Consider the following 24715-nt stretch of genomic DNA (forward strand, 5'->3'; position numbering starts at 1 on the left):
TTATGGCGACATGGAACCTTTGTACTTTAGCGCTGCCAAAAATTAGTAGTAGCGCAAAGGTTGCAAGGAGGGGTTTTTCGTTTTATTTATATACAAGGAAGATGCGAAAAGCTGTGATTATTTACTCTATATAATGAAATTACTGGCATAATCTTTAGTTGAAGTCCCATGGCGATACTCAATATATTGCATTACCCCGATCCCCGACTGCGACGGAAGGCCCAGCCCGTCGCTACGGTAGATGAGTCCATAAAAAAGCTTGCCGACGACATGTTGGAGACCATGTATCAGGCTCCGGGTATTGGACTTGCGGCAATCCAAGTGAATGTCCCTAAACGAATAGTGGTGATTGATATCACTGAGGATAAATCCTCCCCGCTGGTGCTCATCAATCCCGAGATTGTGGCGCGACAAGGAAAAGCCGAAAGTGATGAAGGCTGTCTCTCGGTACCTGAGATTTTTGAGCCGGTCACTCGAGCCGCGGAAATTACTGTTCGCTATCTAGACGGGGAGGGCCAAGAGCAAGAGCTTCAGGCTCAGGAACTGCTCGCCACTTGCATTCAGCATGAGCTAGACCATCTAGAGGGGAAACTTTTTATCGATTATCTCTCGACCCTCAAACGCCAACGTATCCGGAAAAAAGTGGAAAAACGGCAGCGCCTCTCCGCCTAGGGGAGAGCTTGCCTACCTTGCCACAGGGCCATCCTTCAAGGGGCTGCAGCTAAAGCTTGTAGTCAAGGCCCTTTTATTGGGTAAAATGAAGGTAGTTTTGCGCCTCAGACTCCAACCCTACTTTAAGATGCAAGCATAAATACGCAGCATATCTACTAATGGTGCACACCCACCCAAAAAGCCAAACTAATTTCATCCTGTTCGTAACTCTCTAAATTATAGATAATCCCATAACCACGCATGGCTGCACCGCTGCAAATCATTTTCGCTGGAACACCTGAGTTTGCCGCAGTCGTCCTGCGCCGACTCCTTGAGACCGAATATCCGATTAAAGCTGTCTATACCCAACCTGACCGTCCCAGCGGCCGAGGCCGGCAACTCACTCCAAGCCCCGTCAAAGCCATTGCTACCGCCCATCAGCTTCCCGTCTACCAGCCAAATTCCCTTAAAGATAAAGCCTCACAGGCCCAGCTTGCGGCACTGGCTCCCGATCTGATGGTGGTGGTCGCCTATGGACTCCTTCTCCCTGCCGCAGTACTCAAAATCCCCCCTCTCGGTTGCATCAATATCCATGCCTCCTTGCTACCTCGCTGGCGAGGTGCCGCCCCTATTCAGCGGGCTCTAATGGCAGGAGATCAGGAAACAGGGGTCAGCATCATGCAGATGGAAGCCGGTTTAGATACGGGACCAGTGCTCCATACCGTGCCTTATCCGCTACAGCCAGACGATACCGCTGCCACCATTCATGACCGCCTTGCTGAACTAGGGGCCGAAGCCCTATTGCAGTGTTTACCTGCCATTGCTGAAGGGACGGCCACCCCAACTCCTCAGGAGGAAAGCCAGGCCTGTTACGCGCCCAAGATCCACAAGGAAGAATCGTGGCTCGATTGGTCTCAACCCGCAATATTTTTAGAACGCCAAGTGCGGGCCTTTAATCCTTGGCCAGTAGCACAAACCCAGATCAATAGTCAGCTATTGCGCGTGTGGTCAGCGACGGCCCTTGCCACAGAAACCACAGCCCCGCCGGGCACCCTTTTAGCAGCGGATAAAAAAGGAATCGATGTGGCCACGGGCAGTGGGGTCTTGCGCCTGTTAAAGGTACAGCCGGCAGGTAAGCGGGCCATGGCAGTCCAAGATTATCTCAATGCCCACCCCCTAACTCCAGGTACTGTACTGGCAACAAACCCAGGCAAGCCCCACCTGTCTTAGTACTTTGGAATGCCGACTACACCTCAATTAGCAAGTACTCGGGTAATAGCAGCTACCGTACTAGCGCAGGTTCTTGGCCAAGGACGCTCCCTCAACGCGGCTTTACCGCCGGCGGTGGCCTATTTACCAGAGCGGGATCAGGCCTTTACCCAAACCTTATGTTATGGCGTTCTGCGGTGGCTGCCCCGGCTTGAATATCTGGCCCAAACACTTTTGCATAAACCCTTACGGGCCCGCGATGTGGACCTTTATAGCTTATTGCTTTTAGGCTTGTACCAACTGACAGAGCTCGGTATCCCCTCCCATGCGGCCTTGTCCGAAACAGTCGCCGCTGCCGAAAGTCTGGGTAAGCCGTGGGCCAAAAAACTGATCAATGCTATCCTCCGTGCCTATTTGCGCAACCAAGTCGCTTTGCAAGCTCAAGTGACCACCCATGAAGTCGCCCATAGCGCCCACCCCCGGTGGCTATTGGAAGCCATCCGCCGCTCCTGGCCGGATGATTGGTCCCAAATCATCGCGGCCAACAACCATCATCCTCCTCTCAGTCTGCGCATTAATCGTCTCCAAGGTAGCCGCGCAAGCTACCTGCATGAATTAGAGCGCAATGGCATCGAAGCCCGTGCCATACCCCATACGGAGTGGGGAGTGATGCTGGACCAACCCCGCCCAATCACTACTTTGCCGGGTTTTCTTGAAGGGCGGGTTTCGGTCCAAGACGGTGCCGGGCAGCGGGTCGCTCCTTTATTGGCCCTAGCCCCCGGGCAGCGGGTACTGGATGCCTGTGCCGCCCCTGGCGGTAAAACCTGTCACATTCTAGAGCTTGAACCTCAACTTGAGACCCTCATTGCCTTGGATCTGGATGCTGCCCGCTTAGAACGCCTCGACAGTAATCTAAAACGCCTGCAGCTAAAAGCCCAGGTGGTCCCAGGTGACGCGGCCCAACCCCAAACCTGGTGGGATGGAATCCCCTTTGACCGGATCTTGCTAGATGCCCCCTGCTCAAGCAGTGGCGTCATCCGCCGCCACCCTGACATCAAAGTTCTCCGACGGGAGCGTGATATTCCCCCCTTAGCAGTTTTGCAAAAACGCCTGCTGTCGGCCCTGTGGCCATTGCTTGCACCTGGCGGCTTGCTGCTTTATTGCACTTGCTCCATACTGCCGGTGGAAAATGAACAGCAGATTCGCGAATTTCTTCTTGCCCACCCCGAGGGGAAAGAACGGCCATTGGAGGTTCCGTGGGGGTTACCCCAAACTGTTGGACGGCAACTACTCACCGGTGTAGAAGGACTAGACGGCTTTTATTATGCTTGCCTGGAGAAGCGCTGAAACCGGCCTTCCCTGGCGTCATTTTGGGTTATTATTGCTCGGCTTGCTGATCAGCAGGAGTGGCATCGCCAGCGAAACTTTTAATGTTCGCATGGCCAGTACCCAATTAGTGGACGGGATCTATCGTCTCCATGCCCAGATTGACTACCCTCTCCACGAGGAGGTACGAAAGGCCGTCAAAAGCGGCATTCCCCTGATCGTTAATCAAGAAATTGAAATCCGACGACTTCGACGTTGGCTCTGGCCTAAGACAATTAAAAAAATTACGCTTCGTTACCAGCTCAGGTATCATGCCCTATCGGAACAATTCGTATTGATCTACCTTAGCCAAGGGAGGCAACGAGCCTATCCCAACCTTACTGCAGCCATCAAACGTCTTAGCACCATTAAGGACTATCCCCTGATTACCCAAGAGGAATTGGAACCCCACCAACGTTATCGGGTTCGACTGCGGACTCGCTTGAGCATTGAAGATCTACCGGTCCCCATGCGGCCGATAGCTTATTTATCCCCCCAATGGCACCTGGACAGCCCATGGTTCAGCTGGTTACTCGGATCGCCCGGACTCTAAGCCACGGCTATACCCGCTATCTCGCCCTGGGAGGGCTTCTCCTGCTCTCTTTCTATCTGCTGGCCACCGCCCTTGAAGATTCGGCCCATTTTGATCGCCTCTATTTTGTAGTGCTGGGAATCAATTTGCTGGCGCTGTTGCTGTTGCTCTTTTTTATCGGTGCCAACCTGATTCGCCTGGTTCAAGGATACTGGGAACGCCAACCCGGATCACGGCTCACACTACGGGTGGTGGCTATGTTTATCTCCCTAGCTTTCATTCCCCTGGTCATTGTGTTTTCCTTTTCCTTACAGTTTTTACACCGAGGGATCGAAAGTTGGTTTGATGTACAGGTGGAAAAAGCCCTGGAAGATTCTCTAGAACTCAGCCGCACGGCCTTTGGAATTCGGATGCGGACCTTACTCAAACAAACTCAATTAATGGCTGCAACCCTGGCTGAACTACCGCTAGAAAAAGCAGCGCACAGCCTCCAGGAACTCCGTCATATCAGTGGTGCTCACGAATTAACTTTACTGAATACCCGCGGGCATATCATCACCTCGGCTACTCTTGATCCTGAAACCATTGTCCCGGATCATCCCAATGATGTGATTTTGTTCCAACTCCGCCAGGGCCAAGATTATGTAGGCCTAGATCCTGTCGGCGAATCAGGATTACATCTGCGGGCCGTAGTCAACCTCCCTGCTACGCGACCTGATACCGAGGCATTAGTTTTGCAAGCCCTATTTCCCATTGCCGACCGATTAAGCACCCTAGCTGATAGTGTTCAAGACGCCTACACCCAATACCAACAATTAGCTTACCTACGTAAGCCATTAATCTATAGCTTTACCCTGGCACTTTCTCTCATCGTGCTTCTAACTCTATTGGCAGCCGTGTGGGCAGCATTCTTCTTAGCGCGGCGCTTAGTTTCTCCGGTAACAGACCTAGCCCAAGGCACCCGGGCTGTCGCTAACGGCGACTACGATACTCAATTGCCTCCCCATGGTCACGATGAGCTAGGTTTTCTCGTGGATTCCTTTAATCAAATGACCCGGCGCTTGAGACATGCCCGAGATACCGCCCACGCTAGCCGCCAGCAACTGGAGAGACAGCGGCGTTATTTAAAAGCCGTGCTGGGCAGTTTATCTTCTGGGGTCGTAACCCTAGACAATGCTTACCGGATTCGCACTGCCAATATTACGGCGGGGGAAATTTTGAGTGTGGACCTGCGCCGCTATACCGGTCAAGCTTTGGAACAGGTAGCGCGCTATTATCCGGCAGTACAGGAATTTATTGAGTTGCTCCACCCCCATCTAGAAAGCCCTAATCAAGAGTGGCACAAAGAAATCATCCGACAACAGGAAGATGGCCGCCAGTTTCTCATGTGCCGGGGCACACCCTTGCCGGGTAATGCTGGCCAAGTGATTGTCTTTGATGATGTCACCCCTTTTGTTCAAGCCCAACGCAACGCTGCCTGGGGCGAAGTGGCCCGGCGTCTCGCCCATGAGATCAAAAATCCACTCACCCCTATCCAGCTTTCCGCAGAACGGCTACGGCGTAAGTATCTCAATCTTTTACCTGCTAATCAGACCCAGCTTTTAGATCGGTTAACCCATACTATTATTGCCCAGGTAGAAGCCATGAAAGAAATGGTGAACGCTTTCTCCGAATATGCCCGTAACCCAGCCCTGCAGCAACAATCTTTGGATCTCAACTGCTTGATTAATGAGGTGCTGGAACTCTACCGAGGTGACGAAAATAAACTCTGGATCGAGACTCAGTTGGCCCCTCAACCCCTCTGGCTCCTGGCCGACCCCAGCCGCCTGCGCCAATTGCTCCATAATTTAATCAAAAATGCCCTGGAAGCCATGGCTGATTTTCCACAAACGCCGCAGGTGACTATCCGAACTCGTCACCTGCGGGATAAACAACGGGAATTGGTGGAACTGCAAATCATCGATCAAGGCCCCGGTATCCCCCCTGAATTATCCCAAAACCTATTTGAGCCCTACGTTTCTACACGGCCTAAAGGGACCGGCCTTGGGTTAGCCATCGTCAAGCGCATTGTGGAAGAACAAGGAGGTCACGTCTGGGCTAAAAACCTTCCGGAAGGGGGGGCCTGTCTCATTGTCCAATTACCCTACCAAGCAGCTCCACAACCCCTATTGGAGGTACGCTCATGACCGCATCCCATATTTTGGTGGTGGATGATGAGCCCGATATTCGGGTTTTAATTTGTGAAATTCTAGAAGATGAAAACTACCGGGTGACTGTTGCCGAAAATGGCCACGTCGCCCGCAAAGTATGGCAAACCGATCCGCCAGACCTTCTCTTGCTAGATATCTGGATGCCGGACATTGATGGCATTAGCCTGTTACAGGAATGGACCCAGGGTCCTACCAAGGAAGCACCGGTTATTATGATGTCGGGGCACGGTACGGTAGAAACTGCCGTCCAGGCAACCCGCCTGGGGGCTTTTGATTATATTGAAAAACCGCTCTCCATGGCCAAACTCTTGCTCACGGTAGAAAAGGCTCTGGCTAACGCTCATCAATCCTCCTCTCCTCCAGGGGGGAGCGAACTCTCCTTCTCTCCTATCGAACCTGTAGGTAAGAGCACCTTGATGACTCGGCTGCGGGAGCAAGCACGACGCATGGCAGACAATAACGCCCCCATACTGCTCATTGGAGAGCCGGGAAGCGGCAAGAGCCTGTTCGCCCAATATCTCCATGCCACCTGCACCTCCCGGCGCGAGGGTCCGTTCGTTACGGTCAATATTGCGGGCTTGGCCCCAGAGTCTCAACAGCTCAAATTGTTTGGTAAGAATTTAAACTGCCAATATCAGCCTGGAATATTAGCGCGGGCCCGGACGGGTACTGTATTTCTCGATGGGATTGAGGCTTTAAGCCCGAATAGTCAACGCCGATTATATGCACTCATTGACGCCGCCAATTCAACAAGCACGGGGGTGGCAGAGCAGTGCTTTCCACGTTTGGTAACTGCCACCAGCGTGGACTTGAACCAACTCGTTGAAGCCGGTCGCTTTCGAGAAAATCTCTACTATCAACTTAGCGTATTACCCTTATTTATTCCACCGTTGCGAGAACGCTGCGAGGATATCCCTGAGTTGCTCAACTACTTTGTCGATCTCCTGGTGGAACAAGAAGGGCTTCCTTACCGTCACTTTAGCGTCGCGGCCCAAAACCGCCTACGCAATCATAACTGGCCGGGCAACGTCCTGGAATTACGCAATTTAGTTCGGCGCCTACTGATTGTGGGTAAGGGGACAGAGATTGATCTAGCCGAAGTGGAAGCCAGCCTAGAGCCGATTTCAGTCAGCGGCACTCCCCTTTCTATTGATCTGGGACTTCCCTTACGTGAAGCTCGGGAACAATTCGAGCGGCTTTATCTAGAGCACAAACTGCGAGAGACGGGGGGCAATGTAGGTAAGGCAGCAAAATTGGTTGAAATGGAACGGACCCATCTTTATCGTAAACTGCGGTCACTAGGAATTGATACTAAGCGGTTGGGAAATCAAGAATAATCGACCTCCCCGTTCTCTAAAAGCAAGACACACAGGCGGCTGTTCCTATGAAAATCATTATTCTAGGCGCGGGCCAGGTGGGTGCCTCAGTGGCTGCTAACCTGGCCAGCGAATTCAACGATATCACCCTGGTAGACACCAATGGCAAGTTGCTGCAAAACCTTCAGGATCATTTAGATATCCGCACCGTACAGGGCTTGGCCTCCCATCCAGATGTCCTCGCCCAAGCAGGAGCGGAAGACGCGGATATGATTGTGGCGGTCACTAGTAGTGATGAAACCAATATGATCGCCTGCCAAGTCGCCTATAGCCTTTTTCATACCCCCACTAAGGTGGCCCGGGTCCGCGCTGCGGGTTATTTAGCCTATCCGGAGTTGTTTTCTACCAAAACTTTGCCCATTGACGTGTTGATCAGCCCGGAGCAACTGGTCACTGATTACATTAAACGCCTCATTGATAATCCAGGCACCCTCCAGGTCTTGGATTTTGCCGATGGCAGAGTCCAGCTAGTCGCAGTGAGGGCTTATTACGGGGGGCTGCTGGTAGGCCATCAACTGCGAGAATTGCCGGAACACCTCCCCGGCGTAGAGACCCGGGTGGCGGCCATTTTCCGTCAAGATAAGCCCATTCTCCCCCAAGGGGGCACCGTTATTGAAGCTGATGACGAAATCTTTTTCATTGCCTCGCAAAAAGACATTCCCAAAGTTATGGCGGAATTGCGCCGCCTGGACAATCCCTATAAGCGGATCATACTCGGTGGCGGCGGCAGTATTGGCCAGCGCCTAGCCAAAGCCCTGGAAAATCGTTATCAGGTCAAGATCATTGAAACTGATCCGATGCGGGCCAAAGCCCTCTCTGAAGAACTTCATAAAAGTATTGTCCTCCAAGGCGATGCGGCTAACGAAGAGCTCCTTGTAGAAGAAAATATCGAAGATACGGATATTTTCTGCGCCTTGACCAATGATGATGAAATCAACATCCTTTCCGCCATGCTTGCCAAACGGCTGGGGGCTGGTAAAGTCATGTCTTTAATCAACCGGGCGGCCTATGTGGATTTAGTTGAGAGTGGGGCTGTGGATATTGCTATTTCCCCTCAACAGGCCACCATTGGCAGCCTGCTTGCTCATATCCGCCGCGGCGATGTGGTGGCCGCCCATTCCCTGCGTCGGGGGGCAGCCGAAGCCCTAGAAGCCGTGGCCCATGGAGATTCTTCTTCTTCCAAAGTGGTCGGCCGGGCCATTGAGGAGATCAAGCTTCCTCCGGGCACCACCATCGGCGCTATTGTACGGGGTGACGAAGTCCTGATGGCCCACCACGATACGGTCATTAAATCCGGCGATCATGTCATTTTGTTCTTGGTGGACAAGCGCCGTATCACCGATGTGGAGCGCCTGTTCCAGGTCGGTTTTACTTTCCTGTGATCCAGATCATAATTTCGCTGCTGACAAGGGTTGAGGACCATTGGCCTGAGATAGGAGCTGGGCTAAGTAATGTCCGGTATAGGAAGCTTGGCAGGCGGCCACCGCCTCAGGCGTTCCCATAGCCATAACCCTCCCACCGCCCTCGCCCCCCTCAGGGCCCAAGTCTACAATCCAGTCAGCAGTCTTGATTACATCCAAATTGTGCTCGATGATCACAATGGTATTCCCCCCTTCTCGCAGCCGTAGTAACACTTGAAGAAGTTGGGCCACATCATGGAAGTGCAATCCGGTGGTGGGTTCGTCCAGAATATATAGGGTCCGACCCGTGTCCCGCTTGGACAGTTCTTTCGCCAATTTGACCCGTTGGGCTTCGCCACCAGAGAGAGTCACTGCATTCTGCCCTAGCTTGATATAGGACAGTCCCACCTCCAGCAAGGTTTGCAGCTTTCGGACCACCGCCGGGACATTGGCAAAAAAATCCCGCGCTTCCTCCACCGTCATCTCCAAGACTTCATAAATATTTTTGCCCTTATAGCGGATCTCTAGAGTTTCCCGGTTATAGCGCTTGCCCTGGCAGACATCGCAAGCCACATAGATATCAGGAAGAAAGTGCATTTCTACTTTGATCAGGCCGTCCCCCTGGCAGGATTCGCAGCGCCCCCCTTTGACATTAAAGCTGAAACGCCCCGGCCCATAACCCCGGGAGCGGGCCTCAGGGGTTTCCGCGAATAAATTGCGCACAGGGGCAAAGAAGCCGGTATAGGTGGCTGGGTTAGAGCGAGGGGTACGACCAATAGGGCTTTGGTCAATAGCAACCACTTTATCCAGGTGCTCCAAACCCTCGATTCCTTCATAGGGGGCAGGATCAACCGAGGCCCGATTGAGGGTCCGGGCGGCAACCCGTAACAAAGTATCGTTGATTAAGGTAGACTTACCGGAACCAGAAACCCCCGTGACGCAGGTCATGACCCCCAGGGGAATTTCCAAATCCACCTGACGTAAGTTATTGCCACTGGCCCCCCGCAAAGAAAGCAGCCGGGAGGCATTGATAGGCCTGCGCTGGCAAGGCACAGCAATCTCTTTCTGCCCCCCCAGATACTGCCCGGTCAGGGAGGCCGGATTGGCCATGATCTCCGCCGGCGTACCTTGGGCGATGATCTCTCCCCCATGGGCCCCGGCACCGGGGCCCATATCCACCACATGGTCAGCCGCCCGGATGGCGTCTTCATCGTGTTCCACCACAATAACGGTATTGCCCAGGTCGCGGAGACGGGTCAAGGTATCCAGCAACCGCTGATGATCCCGCTGGTGCAAACCAATGGAAGGTTCATCTAGGATATACATGACTCCCACCAAACCGGCCCCGATCTGGCTGGCCAGCCGGATTCGTTGGGCCTCGCCACCGGAAAGGGTCTCGGCACTCCGATTCAAAGTCAAGTAATCCAACCCTACATTGACCAGGAACGCTAATCGATCTTGGATTTCCTTGAGTATGGGGCTGGCAATGGCGCCTCGGCGGCCTGGCAAACATAGTTGGGAAAACAAGCTCAGCGCCCGACCCACGGGCAAGGCAGTAATCTCAGGCAGGCTATAATCCGCCACAAAGACATGGCGCGCCTCTTGGCACAGTCGGGTACCCTGGCACGACGGGCAAGCCTGCACCGCCAAATAGCGGGCTAATTCTTCCCGTACCGCTGGGGACTCGGTCTCCCGATAACGGCGCTCCATATTGGGAATCACCCCCTCGAAGGCATGGCGATGGGTGGTCTGCTTATTTTGACTGCTGAGGTAGCGAAAGGTGATTTTTTCCTGACCACTGCCATAAAGCACCACCTGACGTACCACTTCGGGAAGATCTTGGAAGGGGGTTTCCACCTCAAAGCCATAATGCCGGGCCAGGGAAAGGATCATCTGGTAGTAATAGGTATTGCGCCGATCCCAACCCCGGACCGCGCCCGCGGCCAAACTCAGCTCGGGGTGGAGCACCACCCGGGAAGAATCAAAAAACTGCTTCACCCCCAAGCCGTCGCAGTGAGGACAAGCGCCCTTGGGGTTATTAAAGGAAAACAACCGGGGTTCCAACTCACTTAAAGAATAGCGGCAAACAGGACAGGCAAAGCGGGCCGAAAACACCTGCTCTGGCAGGGCCGAATCATCCAGGGACACCACCCGGGCCAGGCCATCGGCTAACTGCAAGGCGGTCTCAAAGGACTCCGCTAGACGCAGCTGGAGATCGGGACGAAGCTTGATCTTAAAACGATCCACCACGACCTCGATGGTATGCTTTTTATTAGCCGCAAGCTTGGGGGCCTGCTCCAGTTCTACCACCTCACCATCAATCCGGGCCCGGATAAACCCCCCTTGCAGCAAATTTTCCAAAACTTGCAGATGCTCTCCCTTGCGCCCTTCCACCACCGGCGCCAGCAGCATGTATCGCCCTCCTTCAGGAAGGCTCAAAACCTGATCCACCATTTGGCTTATGGTCTGGGCTTCTAGGATAATCCCATGTTCGGGACAACGAGGTTCACCGGCGCGGGCATAGAGCAGACGTAAATAATCATAGATTTCGGTAATGGTGCCGACGGTGGAGCGGGGATTATGGGAAGTGGATTTTTGCTCAATAGCAATGGCCGGGGAGAGCCCTTCAATATGATCCACATCGGGCTTTTCCATGATAGAGAGAAACTGGCGGGCATAGGCCGAGAGGGACTCCACATAGCGGCGCTGCCCTTCAGCGTAAAGAGTATCAAAAGCCAGAGACGACTTCCCCGAACCCGATAGCCCGGTAATGACGATTAACTGCTCTCGGGGTAAATCCAGATCAATATTCTTTAAATTGTGGGTACGCGCACCGCGGATGCAAATCCGATCCATAGCCTTTAGCCCATCATCGATAAATCTTGTTAATATACGCGGCTAAATCGTAATGAAGCAAAATGAAGCACAGTAAATCAAAACGCCAATTTACCTTGGGGATGACCTCCTTGGAACGTCGCGGCCTCCTTTCCCTGGCCGGCATCTATTCCCTGCGCATGCTCGGTCTATTTCTGATCCTGCCGGTCTTTTCTCTTTATGCCCAGGATCTCCAGGGCGCTACTCCCACCCTGATTGGTCTGGCCCTGGGGGCCTATGGGATTACCCAAGCCCTGCTCCAGATCCCCTTCGGTTTACTCTCCGACCGCATTGGGCGTAAACCAGTCATCACCGCTGGACTGATTCTATTCGCCTTAGGGAGCATAATGGCGGCCATGGCGGATACCATCACCGGGGTCATCATCGGCCGGGCCCTGCAAGGCACCGGTGCTATCGCCGCCGCGGTGATGGCCCTGGTGGCCGATCTGACCCGGGAAGAGCAACGAACCAAGGCCATGGCCCTCATCGGACTCTCTATTGGGATGTCCTTTGCCATTGCCCTGGCCGTGGGACCGGTGCTTAGCCAGTGGATTGGGGTTCCGGGCCTGTTCTGGACCACGGCAGTGTTGGCGGTTCTGGGGATTGGGGTGCTCCACCTCGGCGTTCCCCACGTGACGGCCCCTCGCCACCACCTGGATGTAGAACCCGCCCCGCAACAATTTCTCCGGGTCCTGGGAGATTCTCAACTGATGCGGTTGGCGTTAGGGATTTTTATTTTACACCTCCTGCTCACCGCCAACTTTGTGGTCCTGCCCATTAGTTTGCGGGACGAAAGCGGTCTTGCCCCCAACTTTCATGGCTATGTGTATCTGCCGGTGCTGATCACCTCCATCCTCGCCATGGTGCCTTTTATCATTTTGGCGGAAAAAAAGCGCCGCATGAAAGAGGTATTCATCGGCGCGGTGGCCATTCTAGGCCTGGCGGAACTTGCCTGGCGCTATTTCCACCCTTCCCTAGCCGGCACCATCGCCGCCCTGTGGCTGTTCTTCACCGCGTTCAACCTGTTGGAAGCCACCTTGCCCTCCCTGGTCTCCAAACAAAGTCCAGCTGGCAGCAAAGGCACCGCCATGGGCGTGTATTCCACTTGCCAATTCCTGGGCGCCTTTGTGGGAGGCTGGGCTGGCGGGGCCGTCTATGAGCACTTTGGCCTCGAAGGGACCTTTACCTTCTGCGCCGGTGCCGCAGCCCTGTGGCTATTCTTTGCCGCCACCATGCGACCGCCCCAATACTTGCGCAGCCAAGTTCTTTCCATCGGGAGAGTGGAACCCGACGAGGCTAAACTCCTGGCTAAACGCCTTACCGAAATCGCCGGGGTCGCCGATGCAGTGGTGGTGGCCGAGGAGGGGGTCGCTTATCTCAAGGTAGATGATGAGCAGCTAGATAAAGCCGCTCTGAGCGAGATTAACCCCACTAACCGAGAACAGCCCATAGCGGTAAAATAAACCAGCATTCAACAGCCATTACGGCAGGAGAATTTCATCGTGGCAGCAAGAGGCGTTAACAAAGTCATCCTGATAGGTAACCTGGGACGGGACCCGGAAGTCCGCTATACCGCCAGTGGCGGGGCCATCGCCAATATTACCTTGGCCACCTCAGAGACCTGGAAAGATAAAACCACCGGCGAGCAACAGGAACGCACCGAATGGCACCGGGTGGTGTTCTTCGGCCGTCTGGGGGAAATTGCCGGTGAATACCTCAAAAAAGGTTCCAAGATCTACGTGGAAGGCCGCCTCCAAACCCGCAAATGGCAAGGCCAGGACGGTCAGGACCGCTATACCACCGAGATCGTCGCCAACGAAATGCAGATGCTGGACCGGGCAACCGGCGGCAGCGCCCCCTATAACAATGACATGAGCCAAGGCTCGGCCCCAGGTCCTTCTAGCCCCCCGTCCCGGACTTCACCTCCCCCACCCCCCTCAAGCGATGATGATTTTGAGGATGATATACCGTTTTGAATGATATCGGGTGGTTTGAGGACCGTCACCGAAACCAGTGGCGTTACGTTGAAACCGGCATTCAAAAGGTGCTCCTGGATCTGATGGGTAAGGCGCCGACGAAGTTCGGCGTCAGAAAGGGGAATAGTCCTGGCGCGTTGAACATAGACGATAGCAAGGAGTGAGTTTTGCTCGGGGATACTGGCGCGGGTGAATCGAGCATTCGCCTCGACAAGTTGAGCCAAATTGCTTGCTTCCACTGCGGTGCGAATCTCAGCGATGGCGCGTTGGGCACGGGTGCTGCGTTGAAGTTCCGGAGAGGAACTAAATTGCCATCCCAGAAGTCCTGCAAGGACTATGATCGAGCTGGCGAGGGCGGTAGGAAAGGCCCACTTCCGCCCCCGCAGAAATCGCGGCCCTTTCCCTGAGAGTCCATAAAGGCGAAAGACCACGGCACCCGAAAAGTTGATGCCGACCAGTTGGAGCAGGAGGACGAATGCTGCTCCTTTGGCCATGGCCCACTCCCCAAGCACTAGACTTATCCCCAGCAAGCCCGTCGGTGGAGCCAGAGAGGCCGCCACGAGCATGCCGACAGCGGCGCCAGAGACAAGGCTGTCGCGCTCGCTCTGGACAAGGTTAATCGCCCCGGCAGCCCCCGCTGCAAGGGGAAGCAGAGCGCTCACTACCGAGATTTTGCTTACCTCCACCATCATGCTCGTCGCTATGCTTAGCTGGAAGAGTAAGGTGAGGAGCGCCGTTACTCCCGCCGTTACTACCAACCCAAGGACATAACGGCCAATACTGCGTCGGAGCAGATGGAGGTTTCCAGTCGCTGTGCCAATCGCCGCATTCATTGCAGGTCCCGCAAAAGGAGCGATCAGCATCGCGGCCACCAGAAGATAAACCGTATTAGTGATAAGGCCGATCCAAACCACGATGCCGCCTGCCACTGCATAGCTAATAAATCCGCGCAGCGACCCGATACTCTGCACCCCAGACAGATAAATCTCAAAAGGGCTTCGCTCGCTTACATCCGCAGTCTGCTCCGGCACCTTATCAGCCGGAGGGCGGAGTGAGAGGATACCGCGCGGCTCAAGAGTGAAGTGGGCTCCTGCATCGATGTCCTGCACCGCTTGGAGAAACGAACCGACCTGCCGATTCGGAAGGTGTGCCAGGATGAGTGCTTTTTCTTTTCCTTCAGGCCAACCCCTTAGCGGGAGGTGCCATAAATTCATTCCGGCGAACTCCTGGGCTTGCCGGATAACTTCCGAGGCCTTCTCTTCAGATACCTCAATATACAGTTGCCGCATGCCAGTTCTGTCCTTTGCAGGGCGCAGATGGGATAGATTTCTCCGCCGATTCGGCGGTGTTTTAGGAGCGAGCCGGTAGTGTTTCGCCAACCCGTTTTTCCTCCCTGCAAAAAGGATTGGCGGGGACTTCCCTGTCCTCTGGCTCCACACCACCGGCTCGCCCCAGGAATATTCAAAATTTTTACTAAGATACTTAGATTAGGATATAGGGTAGGGGGGCGTTTATTGCAAGCAGAAATATCATCTGCATTTCGACAGATAAAACGAAATTACCGCTATTGAAACCAATGGTAACCACAACATAAAAAATTGGAAATTATTTTAGATTCCACTATGCTCAAGTAAGCCCCCTTCAAAGCAAATAAGGCAAAACATAAAACCTGACTGGGTGACTTTTGCACAACCCACTTACTCGTACATTCACCTAATTATTCGACGATGACTCACGGCCTAATCACTGTTTTCGGAGGCACTGGCTTTCTTGGCCGCGCTATTGTTCGCCATCTTGTGGAATCGGGAGCAACGGTACGAATCGCTGCCCGTCATCCCTATGCTCCGGATCTTGCCGGAGCCAGTGACCAAATCGAACTCCAGACCGCCGATGTCCGCGATGAAGATTCCGTAGCCGAAGCGGTCAATGGCGCCACAAGTGTCGTCAATGCCGTCGGACTCTATGTGGAACAGGGGAAGGCCACTTTTGATACCATCCATGTGGAAGGGGCTGGGCGAGTTGCACGTCGGGCCCAGCAGGCCGGTATCCGCAGACTTGTCTATATTTCTGGTATTGGAGTAGATCCGGCCTCGCCCTCAAAATTCGTGCGCGCCCGCGCTTACGGTGAACAACGTGTTCACAATGCATTTTCAGACGCCGTTATCCTCCGGCCCAGCGTAATGTTCGGCCCTAATGATGCATTTCTGGGCGCTTTGAAAACAGTGACTCGTTTGCCAGTGGTGCCCTTATTCGGCAACGGCGCCACCCGCCTGCAACCAGTGTATGTGGAGGATGTGGCTAAAGCGGTACTCCAGGCGCTGGATACACCTGAAGCAGCTGGAAAAATCTTTGAACTAGGCGGAGCCCAGATCTATAGTTACCGGGACATTGTAGAGCGGGTGCTTGCTTATTTTGATCGCCGGCGGCTGCTGCTGCCGGTACCCTTTAGCGTCTGGAAAATACTCGCCAGGATGGCCTCCCTCCTACCTAATCCCCCATTGACGCGAGATCAGGTCATACTCATGGAAATGGATAATGTGGTCGGCACTGGGATCGGGACATTCGCCGATCTGGATATTGACCCACGTTCCCTAGAACAGATGCTGTCCCATTGCTTGGGCGAATCTCTCCATTAAAGAGTTGCAGCAGATGAACCAATTATCGCTTTTCAATACCATCACAACTGGAGTAAATCCAACGAAAAAAGATTGAGTTCAAAGGGTTCTCGGAGGATTAGGTACATGGTTCTTACCACTCCCTAATTAGGCGGTTGGGATACTGATAAATGCGCACGCCGGAGAGTAAGTAAAGTCACTTCCGGTGGGCAATTGATCCTTATCGGAATGCGACTAAAACCAATTCCTCGATTAACATAAAGCCGATTTCCCGGCTGCCCAAAATTATCGATCCAACCATCGGCCGTTACTCTATCGTCTTTTAACACGGTCATCCAGGACCAAGCAGGGAAAAAGGGCAAACGAATCTGGCCGCCATGGGTGTGCGCAGCTAACGCTAAGGGCGCTGCCCCTGAGGTAATTGATGCGAAGGTATCCGGGTTGTGCATGAAAACTATTCTGGGCGCCTCTTCGGGGACGCCCGCAAGGGCGGTTAAAGGCTTATCGTTGCTCGCATAGCGGCTGCCGATACCCACAAGATAAAGGGGATAGGAATCCTGTATTGATTGTCCTGCTGATGTAAGCGCTATAGCTTCATTATCAAGCACCACAATGCCTACCTGGCTCAGTGCTCGCTTCAACAGGTGAGGGACTTGTTCCAATTTCACATCAGTGGGCCACTGCAAGCCGTAATCATGATTACCAAGAACAGCATACGTGGGAATGCCGGATCGCGGCAGGGAATCCATAAGTCTAGCAACGTCCTGGATTTGCTCCATTGCCTCCCGATAATCTTCCAACTCCATCTCTTCTTGGGCTTCTTCCTTGGTTTTCTCCCCTGTCGGCTCATAAATAAAATCGCCTGCAATCAGCACCGCAGCGGGTTGTTGCTCAATGAGTTTATTGACGATACGGCGCACGGTTGCTCTATTATCCAGCCACATGCCAATCTGGATATCAGCGAGCAGCGCTATTTGCTTGCCCTCCCATTCCATAGGCAAATTGGGAATCTCTGCAGTGATTGGTCGATAGTCGATCATCAGGCGCGGTTCTAGCAAACCCCATAGGATGAGCACCAAGAACAGCCCTAATAAGACGACCGCAGTATATTTAAGAAATTTTTTCATTTTAGCTCCTGATAGTGGTTTTTATTGTTTTAAATATTGTCATACTGAGCACCGTATTCTGATAGCTAATTTTAGCCTATTCACCAATCCAGACCATTAATTACTCATTCAAATGCTGCTGTAGAAATAATAATTGGACTGATTTCGAAACGCCTTCTATAGTTTATAGAGGGTTACTAAGAAACTTCATAACAATCACTTATATTAGGTTAAGTGATGGAAAGTAAAACTGCGCCAAATTAATATTTTTAAGGAGGTAAGCACAATGCAATTTATGAATCAGTTAAGCATAAGCACTCTGGCAAAAGCTATGATGGCAACCGCCCTATTGATGACTTTTTCCGTAATAACCTCTGCTCAAGCAGCTGGCCAACAAGCAGGTGGCGAGCCTCAAACACTGGAGAATGTAGAAGAACTTCTGGATGATGTACTTCGCTATGATGGCAAAAAAGTAAGAGTTTCTGGCGAAGTGGAAGAACTGATTGATCAACACTCATTTATTCTTGAAAGTGGTGGGCTTTTCAACGACGAGATGGTGGTGCTGATTCCTGAAGGCAATATGAAAGCACACGCAAGGGTTACGGAAGATTCTAAGGTCACTGTGACAGGAACCGTTCGTGCCGTGGGCCTAGTTGAGGTTGAGCGCGAATACGGCTGGGATCTGGATCCGCATCTTAAGGTCGAACTTGAAAATGTGGAGGCCTTCCTTATCTCTGATAACATCGAGCAAAAGGAAGAGGATTAAATTTTTAAATTTACTCCAAAAGTGCATGGCAGTCCTCGCGGCTGCCATGATGCTTTTAATCTGCCATTCCCGCCTTAACTGCCGAAAGAGAACTGCTTTTTTAGAAAGGGAGTCTTTCCTGTCGATTCTCTGGTATCCATTATCTTCTTGCAAGTTTATTTTTTATTATTACCTAAGATTCTGATGGGACTCCCACTGATGTGTTTGCCGGATAGAGTACCGAAGCGGCGTGGGCATTGTGCTGGTGGCTAGCCGCTCAAGGGTTGCAACGATGCGGAAAAATGGAAAAGGAAAATGAAGGCGGGTAAAACTTACAGATGGTTGCAGCTCCAACCCCAAGAACGGTAAATCGTTCTATTAGTTAATTACCAATGTTAATATCCTGGGGGACATGCCCCCAGGATATTGTGTTCGCTAACCTCACAGTAGTGCCAACGTGGAAAATCCAGCACTATGAAAAATTTAACTGGAGGTCAATCCCGGGGTAGCAATTTATAGCCCCCGCATCCAATCATCTACCTGCCGATTGGCCTCTTCTTTGGTAACACCGTAGCGCTCCTGGACTTTGCCAGCCAGCTCATCACGGCGTCCTTCAGCCATATCAAGATCATCATCGGTAAGCTTGCCCCACTGGGTTTTCGCCTTACCACGGAGTTGCTTCCAGTTTCCTTTAATTTGTTCCCAATTCATAGTCTTTCTCCTTGTAGATCCTTGGTGCCCTCCTAGGGCCCGGTTTTGATCTGCAGCCATAACGTCTACCATTGAGTAGTCTCTAGCCGCTACTACAGAGCAGATAACCTTATGGTTAGCCAACCCATCTCTGATAGATTTACTATAAATAGTAGATTAAAAATTGAAGAAGACAACTATATATTTAAATGCATTTGGTAATATAAAAAGCTATTGCTTGAAATACCAATTTCTCTAATTAAAAGTCCCAAAATGCTCCAAATTGAAGCACTCAGCAGCGGACTTCTAGAAAGCGCGCCCGATGCCATCCTAGTCGTCAATCAAGAAGGCTGCATCGTCCAGATCAACACCCAGGCGGAGAATATGTTTGGCTATTCCAGGGAGGAATTGATCGGCCAAGGTCTAGAAACCTTATTACCCGAACGTTTTCGAGATCACCATCGAGAACATTGCCAAAGATTTTTTCAAACACCACATTTTCGCCCTATGGGTATAGGCCTTGAGCTTTATGGTTTGAGAAAGGATGGCAGCGAATTTCCGGTCGAGATCAGCCTCAGTGGCTACCAGACCAAGGAGGGCATGCTTGCCTTAAGTGCGGTTCGTGAAATAACTGAGCGTAAGCAGGCGGAGAAAGCATTGCGAGCGACTGAGCAACGGCTTATCTTGTTGATGGATTCCTTACCGGTGCTGATTTCCTATGTAGGTGCCGATCAGCGCTATCGCATCGTCAACAAGGCCTATGAAGAATGGTTTGGCTATTCACGGAGTAAGATCCAAGGAAAGCGCTTGGTTGAAGTGCTAGGCGAAGCTGCTTATCAGGCGATCAAGGAATACGTGGAGAAGGCCCTAGCAGGGCAAATGGCTGTATTTGAACGAGTAGTCCCCTATAAGGATGGTGGGCCTCGCTATGTAGAGGCCTCCTATATTCCCCATCTAGGAGAACAGGGTGAGGTCGCTGGATTCTTCGTCCTCGTCAACGATATCACCGAGCGCAAGCAGGCCGAAGAGAAGATACGGCAGCAGCAACTAGAACTTGCCCATCTGGAACGCTTAAGTACTGCCGGTGAAATGGCTTCTGAATTGGCCCATGAACTCAAACAGCCTCTGACGGCCGTCAGCACTTATATTGAAACATGTCTGCGCATGCTACAACGGGGGGCAGCTTCCCCGGAACAACTCGTAGAAACACTAGAAAACGCCATCAACCAAAATCAACGTGCTGATGAAATTATCCGCCGTTTAAGAAGCTTTATTCGTGGCAGAGAAACCCACCCTAGCCTAATAGACCTCAACAAGTTGGTTCGGGAAACCCTTCCCCTCGCAGAGATAGAGATCAGGAACAGCCAAGCCAGGCTGCGGTTGGAATTATCCGAGTCGCTGCCGCCCCTCTCTATCGATCCTGTCCAGATTCAGCAAGTCCTGTTGAATCTGGTGCGAAATAGCTTAGAGGCGATGCAGGCTACCGAGATTGGCAAGCGAGAGCTCACCATTCAAACCTCATTGACAACGGATAATAATCAGATTGAGATTGCCGTTTCCGATAAAGGAGCGGGCATTAGCTCTGAGGCGTTGAAACAATTATTCGAGCCGTTCTTCACAACTAAGGTTTCAGGCATGGGAGTGGGGCTTTCCATCTGCCGCTCAATTATCGAAGCCCATAGAGGCCAAATATGGGCGACATCTAACGCCGATCAAGGGGCTACATTCCATTTTGCTCTGCCGATAGCGGAAGAAGATGATAGCAGGTGGACTAATGGCGCTTAGTGGAATTTATTTGGCAGTTTCGTAACCACTTAAAGGTTACTCTTTACCCAGTCCCTTGCCGTAGAATTCCAAAAACAGGACATAAAGAAATTATGAGCATTCATTTATCCCATATAAAAAGCGGTCTTACATTAGTCTTAATAAGTCTCATCTTGGGAATTAGCCTTGGATTTTCCTTTGGACTTAGTGAAGATCTATTCAAGGATTTTGTCGCCCGAGGGATCGCAGTAAACCCAGACCTTGCTGATGCCAAAAGTCAAGATAAAATCTGGCGCTATGCACAACGGGCGCACTTTCACGCTACCGGCATAGCGGCATTTTCAATCGGCTTATTATTGCTCGTCGCTATCTCCAAGCTGAAACCAGGCCTAAAAAAACTTACTTCCCTGTTTATCGGTCTGGGAAGTTTTTACCCCTTCGCATGGCTATCCATGTTTTTACTTGCCCCTTCAATAGGCCGTGGCCCAGCCCATTCACACATGATTACAGAAACATTGACTTATCTTGGCGTTGGCAGCCTATCATTGGGTTTGTTAATTTTATTGACCAACCTTTTCCTTGGGGGGCTTAGTGAAACTCAAGATACTTAGACGGATCCCTCAAGATCAATTTTAAACGTAAAATAGATCCTAAAAAATACTAAAATAATTTGTTTTCATTCAGCTACTTAACATAAAGCTTGCTCCTTTATACCCTATCTCATACAATGATTTACTGTTAAAGACAAGCAATAAAGATGACTTACGAACAAGATGGGGATGGCCATGAGGGGAGACGGGATTGTTCGCTTTGGCTTGCTTGAGAAAGGACGGGCTGCAGCGACTGGAAATTTTCGTGATTATGGAATTGCACTGATCGTCTTCGCTTCTATTGCCCTTTGCCTGTATGTGGATGCCGATTCTACTTTGACCTTCCAGAATCTTCTGGGAGTTTGTGCTTGGGTATCTTTGTTCGCATTGCTGCGCGGAGAAAGCAGTTTAGTCCGCGCCCAGGTGCTGGTGGCCGTGGCCTTTGCCACGGTTGGGGAGCATTTTGCCTCTCCCTATATGGAAGGCTATATTTACCGCTTCCATAATGTTCCCGCCTATGTCCCGCCAGGCCATGGTATGGTTTATTTGACCGCCGTAGCCCTGGCCCGCTCAGAACTTTTTAAGCGAAACCTTAAAGCCATTACTGTGATGGTCCTAACTGCCGGCGGTTTGTGGACGATTTGGGGGTTGACCGGGGCGGCACAGAAAGATGCGGTTGGCGCCCTGTTATTTGTGGTGTTTGTCCTTTTCGTGCTATTTGGCCGCTCGCCAGGGGTTTATCTTGGCGCCTTTTTTGTGACGACCTGGCTGGAACTCATTGGCGTTTCCTATGGTAATTGGCGGTGGGTACCTATTGATCCGGTTTTAGAATTTCCCCAGGGTAATCCCCCCAGCGGCGTTGCCGCTTGGTATTGTCTAGTTGATGCGGTCGCTTTGGGAACTGCGCCAGCCGTCGTCAAAGGTTTCACTTGGGTGCAAACGGCTTTGTGGAGGCGATATCTTTATCCGGAGGTTATTCCCCGCCTGCTTTTTGCCCCCTATCTACAGCAAGACTACATTCCCGCCTTAGCTCCGGCGGTATTGTCATAATACTCCCAGGGCCTAGCTGATGGACATTGTGACCCAAGGCTTACTGGGGGCAGTCGTCGCCCAATCGGCTACCCGCTCGTCCCAGGTGCGTTTGGCTGCCGCAGTGGGGTTTGTGGCCGGGCTGCTGGCCGATGCAGATGTCTTTATCCGCTCTGCGGAGGATCCCCTCCTGACCTTGGAATACCATCGGCAGTTCACCCATTCCCTACTGTTTGTCCCCATTGGCGGTCTAATTGCTGCGGTGTTGCTCTGGCCATTCCTACGACGTCGCCTCAAATTTGGGCGGCTGTACGGCCTGGCCATGCTCGGCTACCTGCCAAGTGGCCTTTTGGATGCCTGCACCAGCTATGGGACACAGCTTCTCTGGCCGGTGTTAGAAACTCGGATCGCCTGGAATTTAATTGCGGTCGTCGACCCCCTGTTTACGGGGGTGCTGGCTATCGCTTTGGGGTGGAGCTTTTTCAAATCTACGCCGGTAGCAGCTCGCCTAGGACTGGGTCTTGCCCTCCTCTATCTACCGTTTGGCCTCGTCCAACAGGAGCGAGTAGAAGCCCTGGTAGTTACCCTGGCTGAAAGCCGAGGCCATCAGATTGAGCGATTGGAAGCTAAACCCACCTTGGGCAATCTCATCCTGTGGCGCACTATCTACGAAAGCAAGGGGCGATTTTATGTGGATGCGGTGCGTGTTGGCATCCTTAGTGAGCCGCGTATCTACCTGGGTGGTTCTACCAAGCGCTTCACCCCGAAACAACTACAAAGACTTCAGCCCGGCTCCCTCTTGGCTCAAGATATCCAGCGGTTTACCCGGTTCTCAGATGGATTTATAGCCCAGCATCCGGAACAGCCCAATATACTTGGTGATATCCGCTATGCCATGCTGCCCACTCAGCTCATTCCCCTGTGGGGCATTGAATTGGACCTTGCACAGCAAAATCAACATGTCCGTTTTCGCACCTTCCGCCAATTGGACGAGGCCACCCGGAACGCTTTCCTGGATATGCTGCTGGGACGCCCCATCGATAGCTCGGCCCCTATCTCGGCAGAGGAGCTTCCCCTGGAGTGACAGGAAAAACCACCGACCACAGAACATTCAAAGACCCGATAAGGTCCTCATTGATATTATTTTTATAGACTCTCGATAAAATCCCCTATATGTCCAAGGTCCACCGGGGAAGCGGGCTGGGCTATCCTCACCGGAGCAGCCAAATCTTCCCGCAGACGCTTGGCAAGCCCTCCTGCAGCCGCCGCTTCACCGTGCACGAGAACCAGGGGTGGACGCCCTTGGAAATGGGCATACCAATTCATGAGGCCCGCCTGGTCCGCATGGGCGGATAATCCCCCCACCGTGTGTACGCTTGCGGCCACCCGGATACTCTCACCCCAAAGCTTAATATATTTGGCACCGTCCACGAGGGACCGGCCTAGCGTGCCAGAAGCCTGGTAGCCGGTGATGATGATATGGCAATCCTTGCGCCAGGCATTATGCTTGAGGTGGTGTTTGATACGCCCGCCATCGCACATGCCACTACCGGCAATAATGATGGCTCCAGAACGAATCTTATTAAGCCGCATGGACTCTTGCGCAGTACGGGTAAAACGCAGGTTGGGTAAGAGGGAATGTTCCTGGTGACGCCGCCACATTTCACCTGACTCCCGGTCGAAGAGTTGGCTATTGCGGGCATAGGTATCCGTGGCTTCAGCCGCCATAGGGCTGTCCAAAAAAATATACCAGCGCTCCAATCCCCATTTTTCATAGTATTTGGCAAATAAATACAGGATTTCCTGGGTCCGCCCGACCGCAAAGGCGGGGATGAGAATATTTCCCTTACCGTTTGTGAGGGTGTCGTTGAATATTCCTTTTAGCTCCGTCAGGGTCTGCCCCCAAGTGCGGTGCAGGCGGTTGCCGTAAGTACTCTCCATAACCACCAGATCAGCATCTTAGATCGGTGTAGGGTCCGCCAAGATGGGCATGCCAGAACGGCCTAAATCGCCACTATAGACCAGCTTCCGCACTTGCCCATTTTTGACTCAGCCATAACTCGGTGACGGCTGATCCTAAGATATGCCCGGCGTCGGACAACCGGATGGACACCCCCGGTAAGATGGTCTGCTGCTGACCATAATCTAGCCCCTTGAACTGCCCCAAGGCCGCTTCCGCATCTTCTACCGTAAAGAGGAGTTCTACCAATGGCAAACCCTTGCGCTCGCGCTTACGGTTTTCCCATTCGGCATCTTTCTCACTTAGAAAGCCTGCATCCCTCAACATGGTGCGGCATAAATCTGCTGTTGCCCGCTGGGTGTATACGGGACCGGAATAACCTGACTTAATAAGCAGCGGAAGCCGGCCTGAGTGATCAATATGGGCATGGCTCAGTACTACAGCATCAATGATTTTAGGATCGAAAGGAAACGGCTCCCGGTTGCGGGCCTCGTCCTTAGGCCTACCCTGGATCAAGCCACAATCGAGCAATATTTTTTTCTCCCCCACCTGGATCAGATGACAAGAGCCGGTCACCTCGCCGGCTGCGCCCAAAAAATGAATTTGCAATGTTATTTACTCTC

21 protein-coding genes are annotated in these 24715 nt (G+C 52.3%); 15 read left to right on the forward strand and 6 right to left on the reverse strand.

Annotated features, from left to right (window positions below; genetic code table 11):
• Positions 1-168 precede the first annotated feature (168 nt).
• The 7 genes from def to trkA all read left to right on the forward strand — a co-directional run bounded on the left by def (position 169) and on the right by trkA (position 8725).
• On the forward strand, positions 169-672 hold the full coding sequence (gene def, locus E3U44_RS03490) for a peptide deformylase (RefSeq protein WP_134356687.1): 504 nt from the start codon (positions 169-171) through the stop codon (positions 670-672).
• A gap of 240 nt (positions 673-912) precedes the next feature.
• On the forward strand, positions 913-1881 hold the full coding sequence (fmt, locus tag E3U44_RS03495; RefSeq protein ID WP_134356688.1) for a methionyl-tRNA formyltransferase: 969 nt from the start codon (positions 913-915) through the stop codon (positions 1879-1881).
• A gap of 9 nt (positions 1882-1890) precedes the next feature.
• A complete protein-coding gene (rsmB, locus tag E3U44_RS03500; RefSeq protein ID WP_134356689.1) occupies positions 1891-3207 on the forward strand; it encodes a 16S rRNA (cytosine(967)-C(5))-methyltransferase RsmB in 1317 nt (438 codons plus the stop codon).
• Positions 3185-3778: a DUF4390 domain-containing protein gene (locus E3U44_RS03505; protein ID WP_134356690.1), complete on the forward strand. Its 594-nt coding sequence runs from the start codon at positions 3185-3187 to the stop codon at positions 3776-3778. Before rsmB ends, E3U44_RS03505 begins: the two co-directional genes overlap by 23 nt.
• The gene (locus E3U44_RS03510; protein WP_134356691.1) at positions 3742-5943 is read left to right on the forward strand and encodes a sensor histidine kinase; all 2202 of its coding nucleotides are present in this window, start codon (positions 3742-3744) and stop codon (positions 5941-5943) included. The genes E3U44_RS03505 and E3U44_RS03510 overlap by 37 nt, the downstream gene beginning before the upstream one ends.
• The gene (locus E3U44_RS03515) at positions 5940-7304 is read left to right on the forward strand and encodes a sigma-54-dependent transcriptional regulator (RefSeq protein ID WP_134356692.1); all 1365 of its coding nucleotides are present in this window, start codon (positions 5940-5942) and stop codon (positions 7302-7304) included. Before E3U44_RS03510 ends, E3U44_RS03515 begins: the two co-directional genes overlap by 4 nt.
• Before the next feature lie 47 nt (positions 7305-7351).
• Positions 7352-8725, forward strand: coding sequence for a Trk system potassium transporter TrkA (gene trkA / locus E3U44_RS03520; protein WP_134356693.1), 1374 nt, complete (start codon positions 7352-7354; stop codon positions 8723-8725).
• 6 nt (positions 8726-8731) lie between these two features.
• On the opposite strand, the gene uvrA is transcribed toward trkA, so the two are convergent.
• Entirely contained in the window at positions 8732-11599 is a 2868-nt protein-coding gene (gene uvrA, locus E3U44_RS03525; RefSeq protein ID WP_134356694.1) for an excinuclease ABC subunit UvrA, read from the reverse strand.
• Positions 11600-11661: 62 nt separating this feature from the next.
• On the opposite strand from uvrA, the gene E3U44_RS03530 reads away from it, so the two are divergent.
• Together E3U44_RS03530 and ssb are read left to right on the forward strand one after the other, a co-directional pair.
• Complete coding sequence (locus E3U44_RS03530) at positions 11662-13080, forward strand: MFS transporter (RefSeq protein ID WP_134356695.1); 1419 nt, start codon at positions 11662-11664, stop codon at positions 13078-13080.
• 39 nt (positions 13081-13119) lie between these two features.
• Positions 13120-13593 carry a single-stranded DNA-binding protein gene (gene ssb / locus E3U44_RS03535; protein WP_134356696.1) on the forward strand — a complete coding sequence of 158 codons (474 nt, stop codon included), beginning with the start codon at positions 13120-13122 and terminating at the stop codon, positions 13591-13593.
• Here the strand turns inward: ssb and E3U44_RS03540 are convergent.
• Complete coding sequence (locus E3U44_RS03540; protein WP_134356697.1) at positions 13476-14882, reverse strand: DUF389 domain-containing protein; 1407 nt, start codon at positions 14880-14882, stop codon at positions 13476-13478. The two genes, ssb and E3U44_RS03540, sit on opposite strands and share 118 nt — an antisense overlap.
• Positions 14883-15320: 438 nt before the next feature.
• On the opposite strand from E3U44_RS03540, the gene E3U44_RS03545 reads away from it, so the two are divergent.
• A complete protein-coding gene (locus E3U44_RS03545; protein ID WP_134356698.1) occupies positions 15321-16229 on the forward strand; it encodes a complex I NDUFA9 subunit family protein in 909 nt (302 codons plus the stop codon).
• 122 nt (positions 16230-16351) lie between these two features.
• On the opposite strand, the gene E3U44_RS03550 is transcribed toward E3U44_RS03545, so the two are convergent.
• Entirely contained in the window at positions 16352-17335 is a 984-nt protein-coding gene (locus E3U44_RS03550; protein ID WP_134356699.1) for a metallophosphoesterase, read from the reverse strand.
• Between the two features lie 265 nt (positions 17336-17600).
• Between E3U44_RS03550 and E3U44_RS03555 the strand changes: the two genes are divergently transcribed.
• On the forward strand, positions 17601-18080 hold the full coding sequence (locus E3U44_RS03555) for a hypothetical protein (protein ID WP_166804989.1): 480 nt from the start codon (positions 17601-17603) through the stop codon (positions 18078-18080).
• 492 nt (positions 18081-18572) lie between these two features.
• Here E3U44_RS03555 and E3U44_RS03560 read toward each other — a convergent pair whose 3' ends face one another.
• The gene (locus E3U44_RS03560; protein WP_134356700.1) at positions 18573-18770 is read right to left on the reverse strand and encodes a CsbD family protein; all 198 of its coding nucleotides are present in this window, start codon (positions 18768-18770) and stop codon (positions 18573-18575) included.
• Between the two features lie 252 nt (positions 18771-19022).
• On the opposite strand from E3U44_RS03560, the gene E3U44_RS03565 reads away from it, so the two are divergent.
• From E3U44_RS03565 to E3U44_RS03580, 4 genes are all read left to right on the forward strand, one after another.
• Positions 19023-20534, forward strand: a complete 1512-nt coding sequence (locus tag E3U44_RS03565) for a PAS domain-containing sensor histidine kinase (protein WP_134356701.1) — start codon at positions 19023-19025, stop codon at positions 20532-20534.
• Positions 20534-21124, forward strand: a complete 591-nt coding sequence (locus E3U44_RS03570; RefSeq protein ID WP_134356702.1) for a hypothetical protein — start codon at positions 20534-20536, stop codon at positions 21122-21124. Before E3U44_RS03565 ends, E3U44_RS03570 begins: the two co-directional genes overlap by 1 nt.
• A 174-nt stretch (positions 21125-21298) precedes the next feature.
• Positions 21299-22153, forward strand: a complete 855-nt coding sequence (locus E3U44_RS03575) for a hypothetical protein (protein WP_134356703.1) — start codon at positions 21299-21301, stop codon at positions 22151-22153.
• 19 nt (positions 22154-22172) lie between these two features.
• Complete coding sequence (locus tag E3U44_RS03580; RefSeq protein WP_134356704.1) at positions 22173-23216, forward strand: metal-dependent hydrolase; 1044 nt, start codon at positions 22173-22175, stop codon at positions 23214-23216.
• A gap of 62 nt (positions 23217-23278) precedes the next feature.
• Here the strand turns inward: E3U44_RS03580 and E3U44_RS19810 are convergent, their stop codons facing one another.
• A complete protein-coding gene (locus tag E3U44_RS19810; RefSeq protein WP_240761715.1) occupies positions 23279-24073 on the reverse strand; it encodes an MBL fold metallo-hydrolase RNA specificity domain-containing protein in 795 nt (264 codons plus the stop codon).
• A gap of 73 nt (positions 24074-24146) precedes the next feature.
• Entirely contained in the window at positions 24147-24701 is a 555-nt protein-coding gene (locus tag E3U44_RS19815) for an MBL fold metallo-hydrolase (RefSeq protein ID WP_240761717.1), read from the reverse strand.
• Between the last annotated feature and the right edge of the window lie 14 nt (positions 24702-24715).

Source organism: Nitrosococcus wardiae, from assembly GCF_004421105.1.
Lineage (GTDB): Bacteria > Pseudomonadota > Gammaproteobacteria > Nitrosococcales > Nitrosococcaceae > Nitrosococcus > Nitrosococcus wardiae.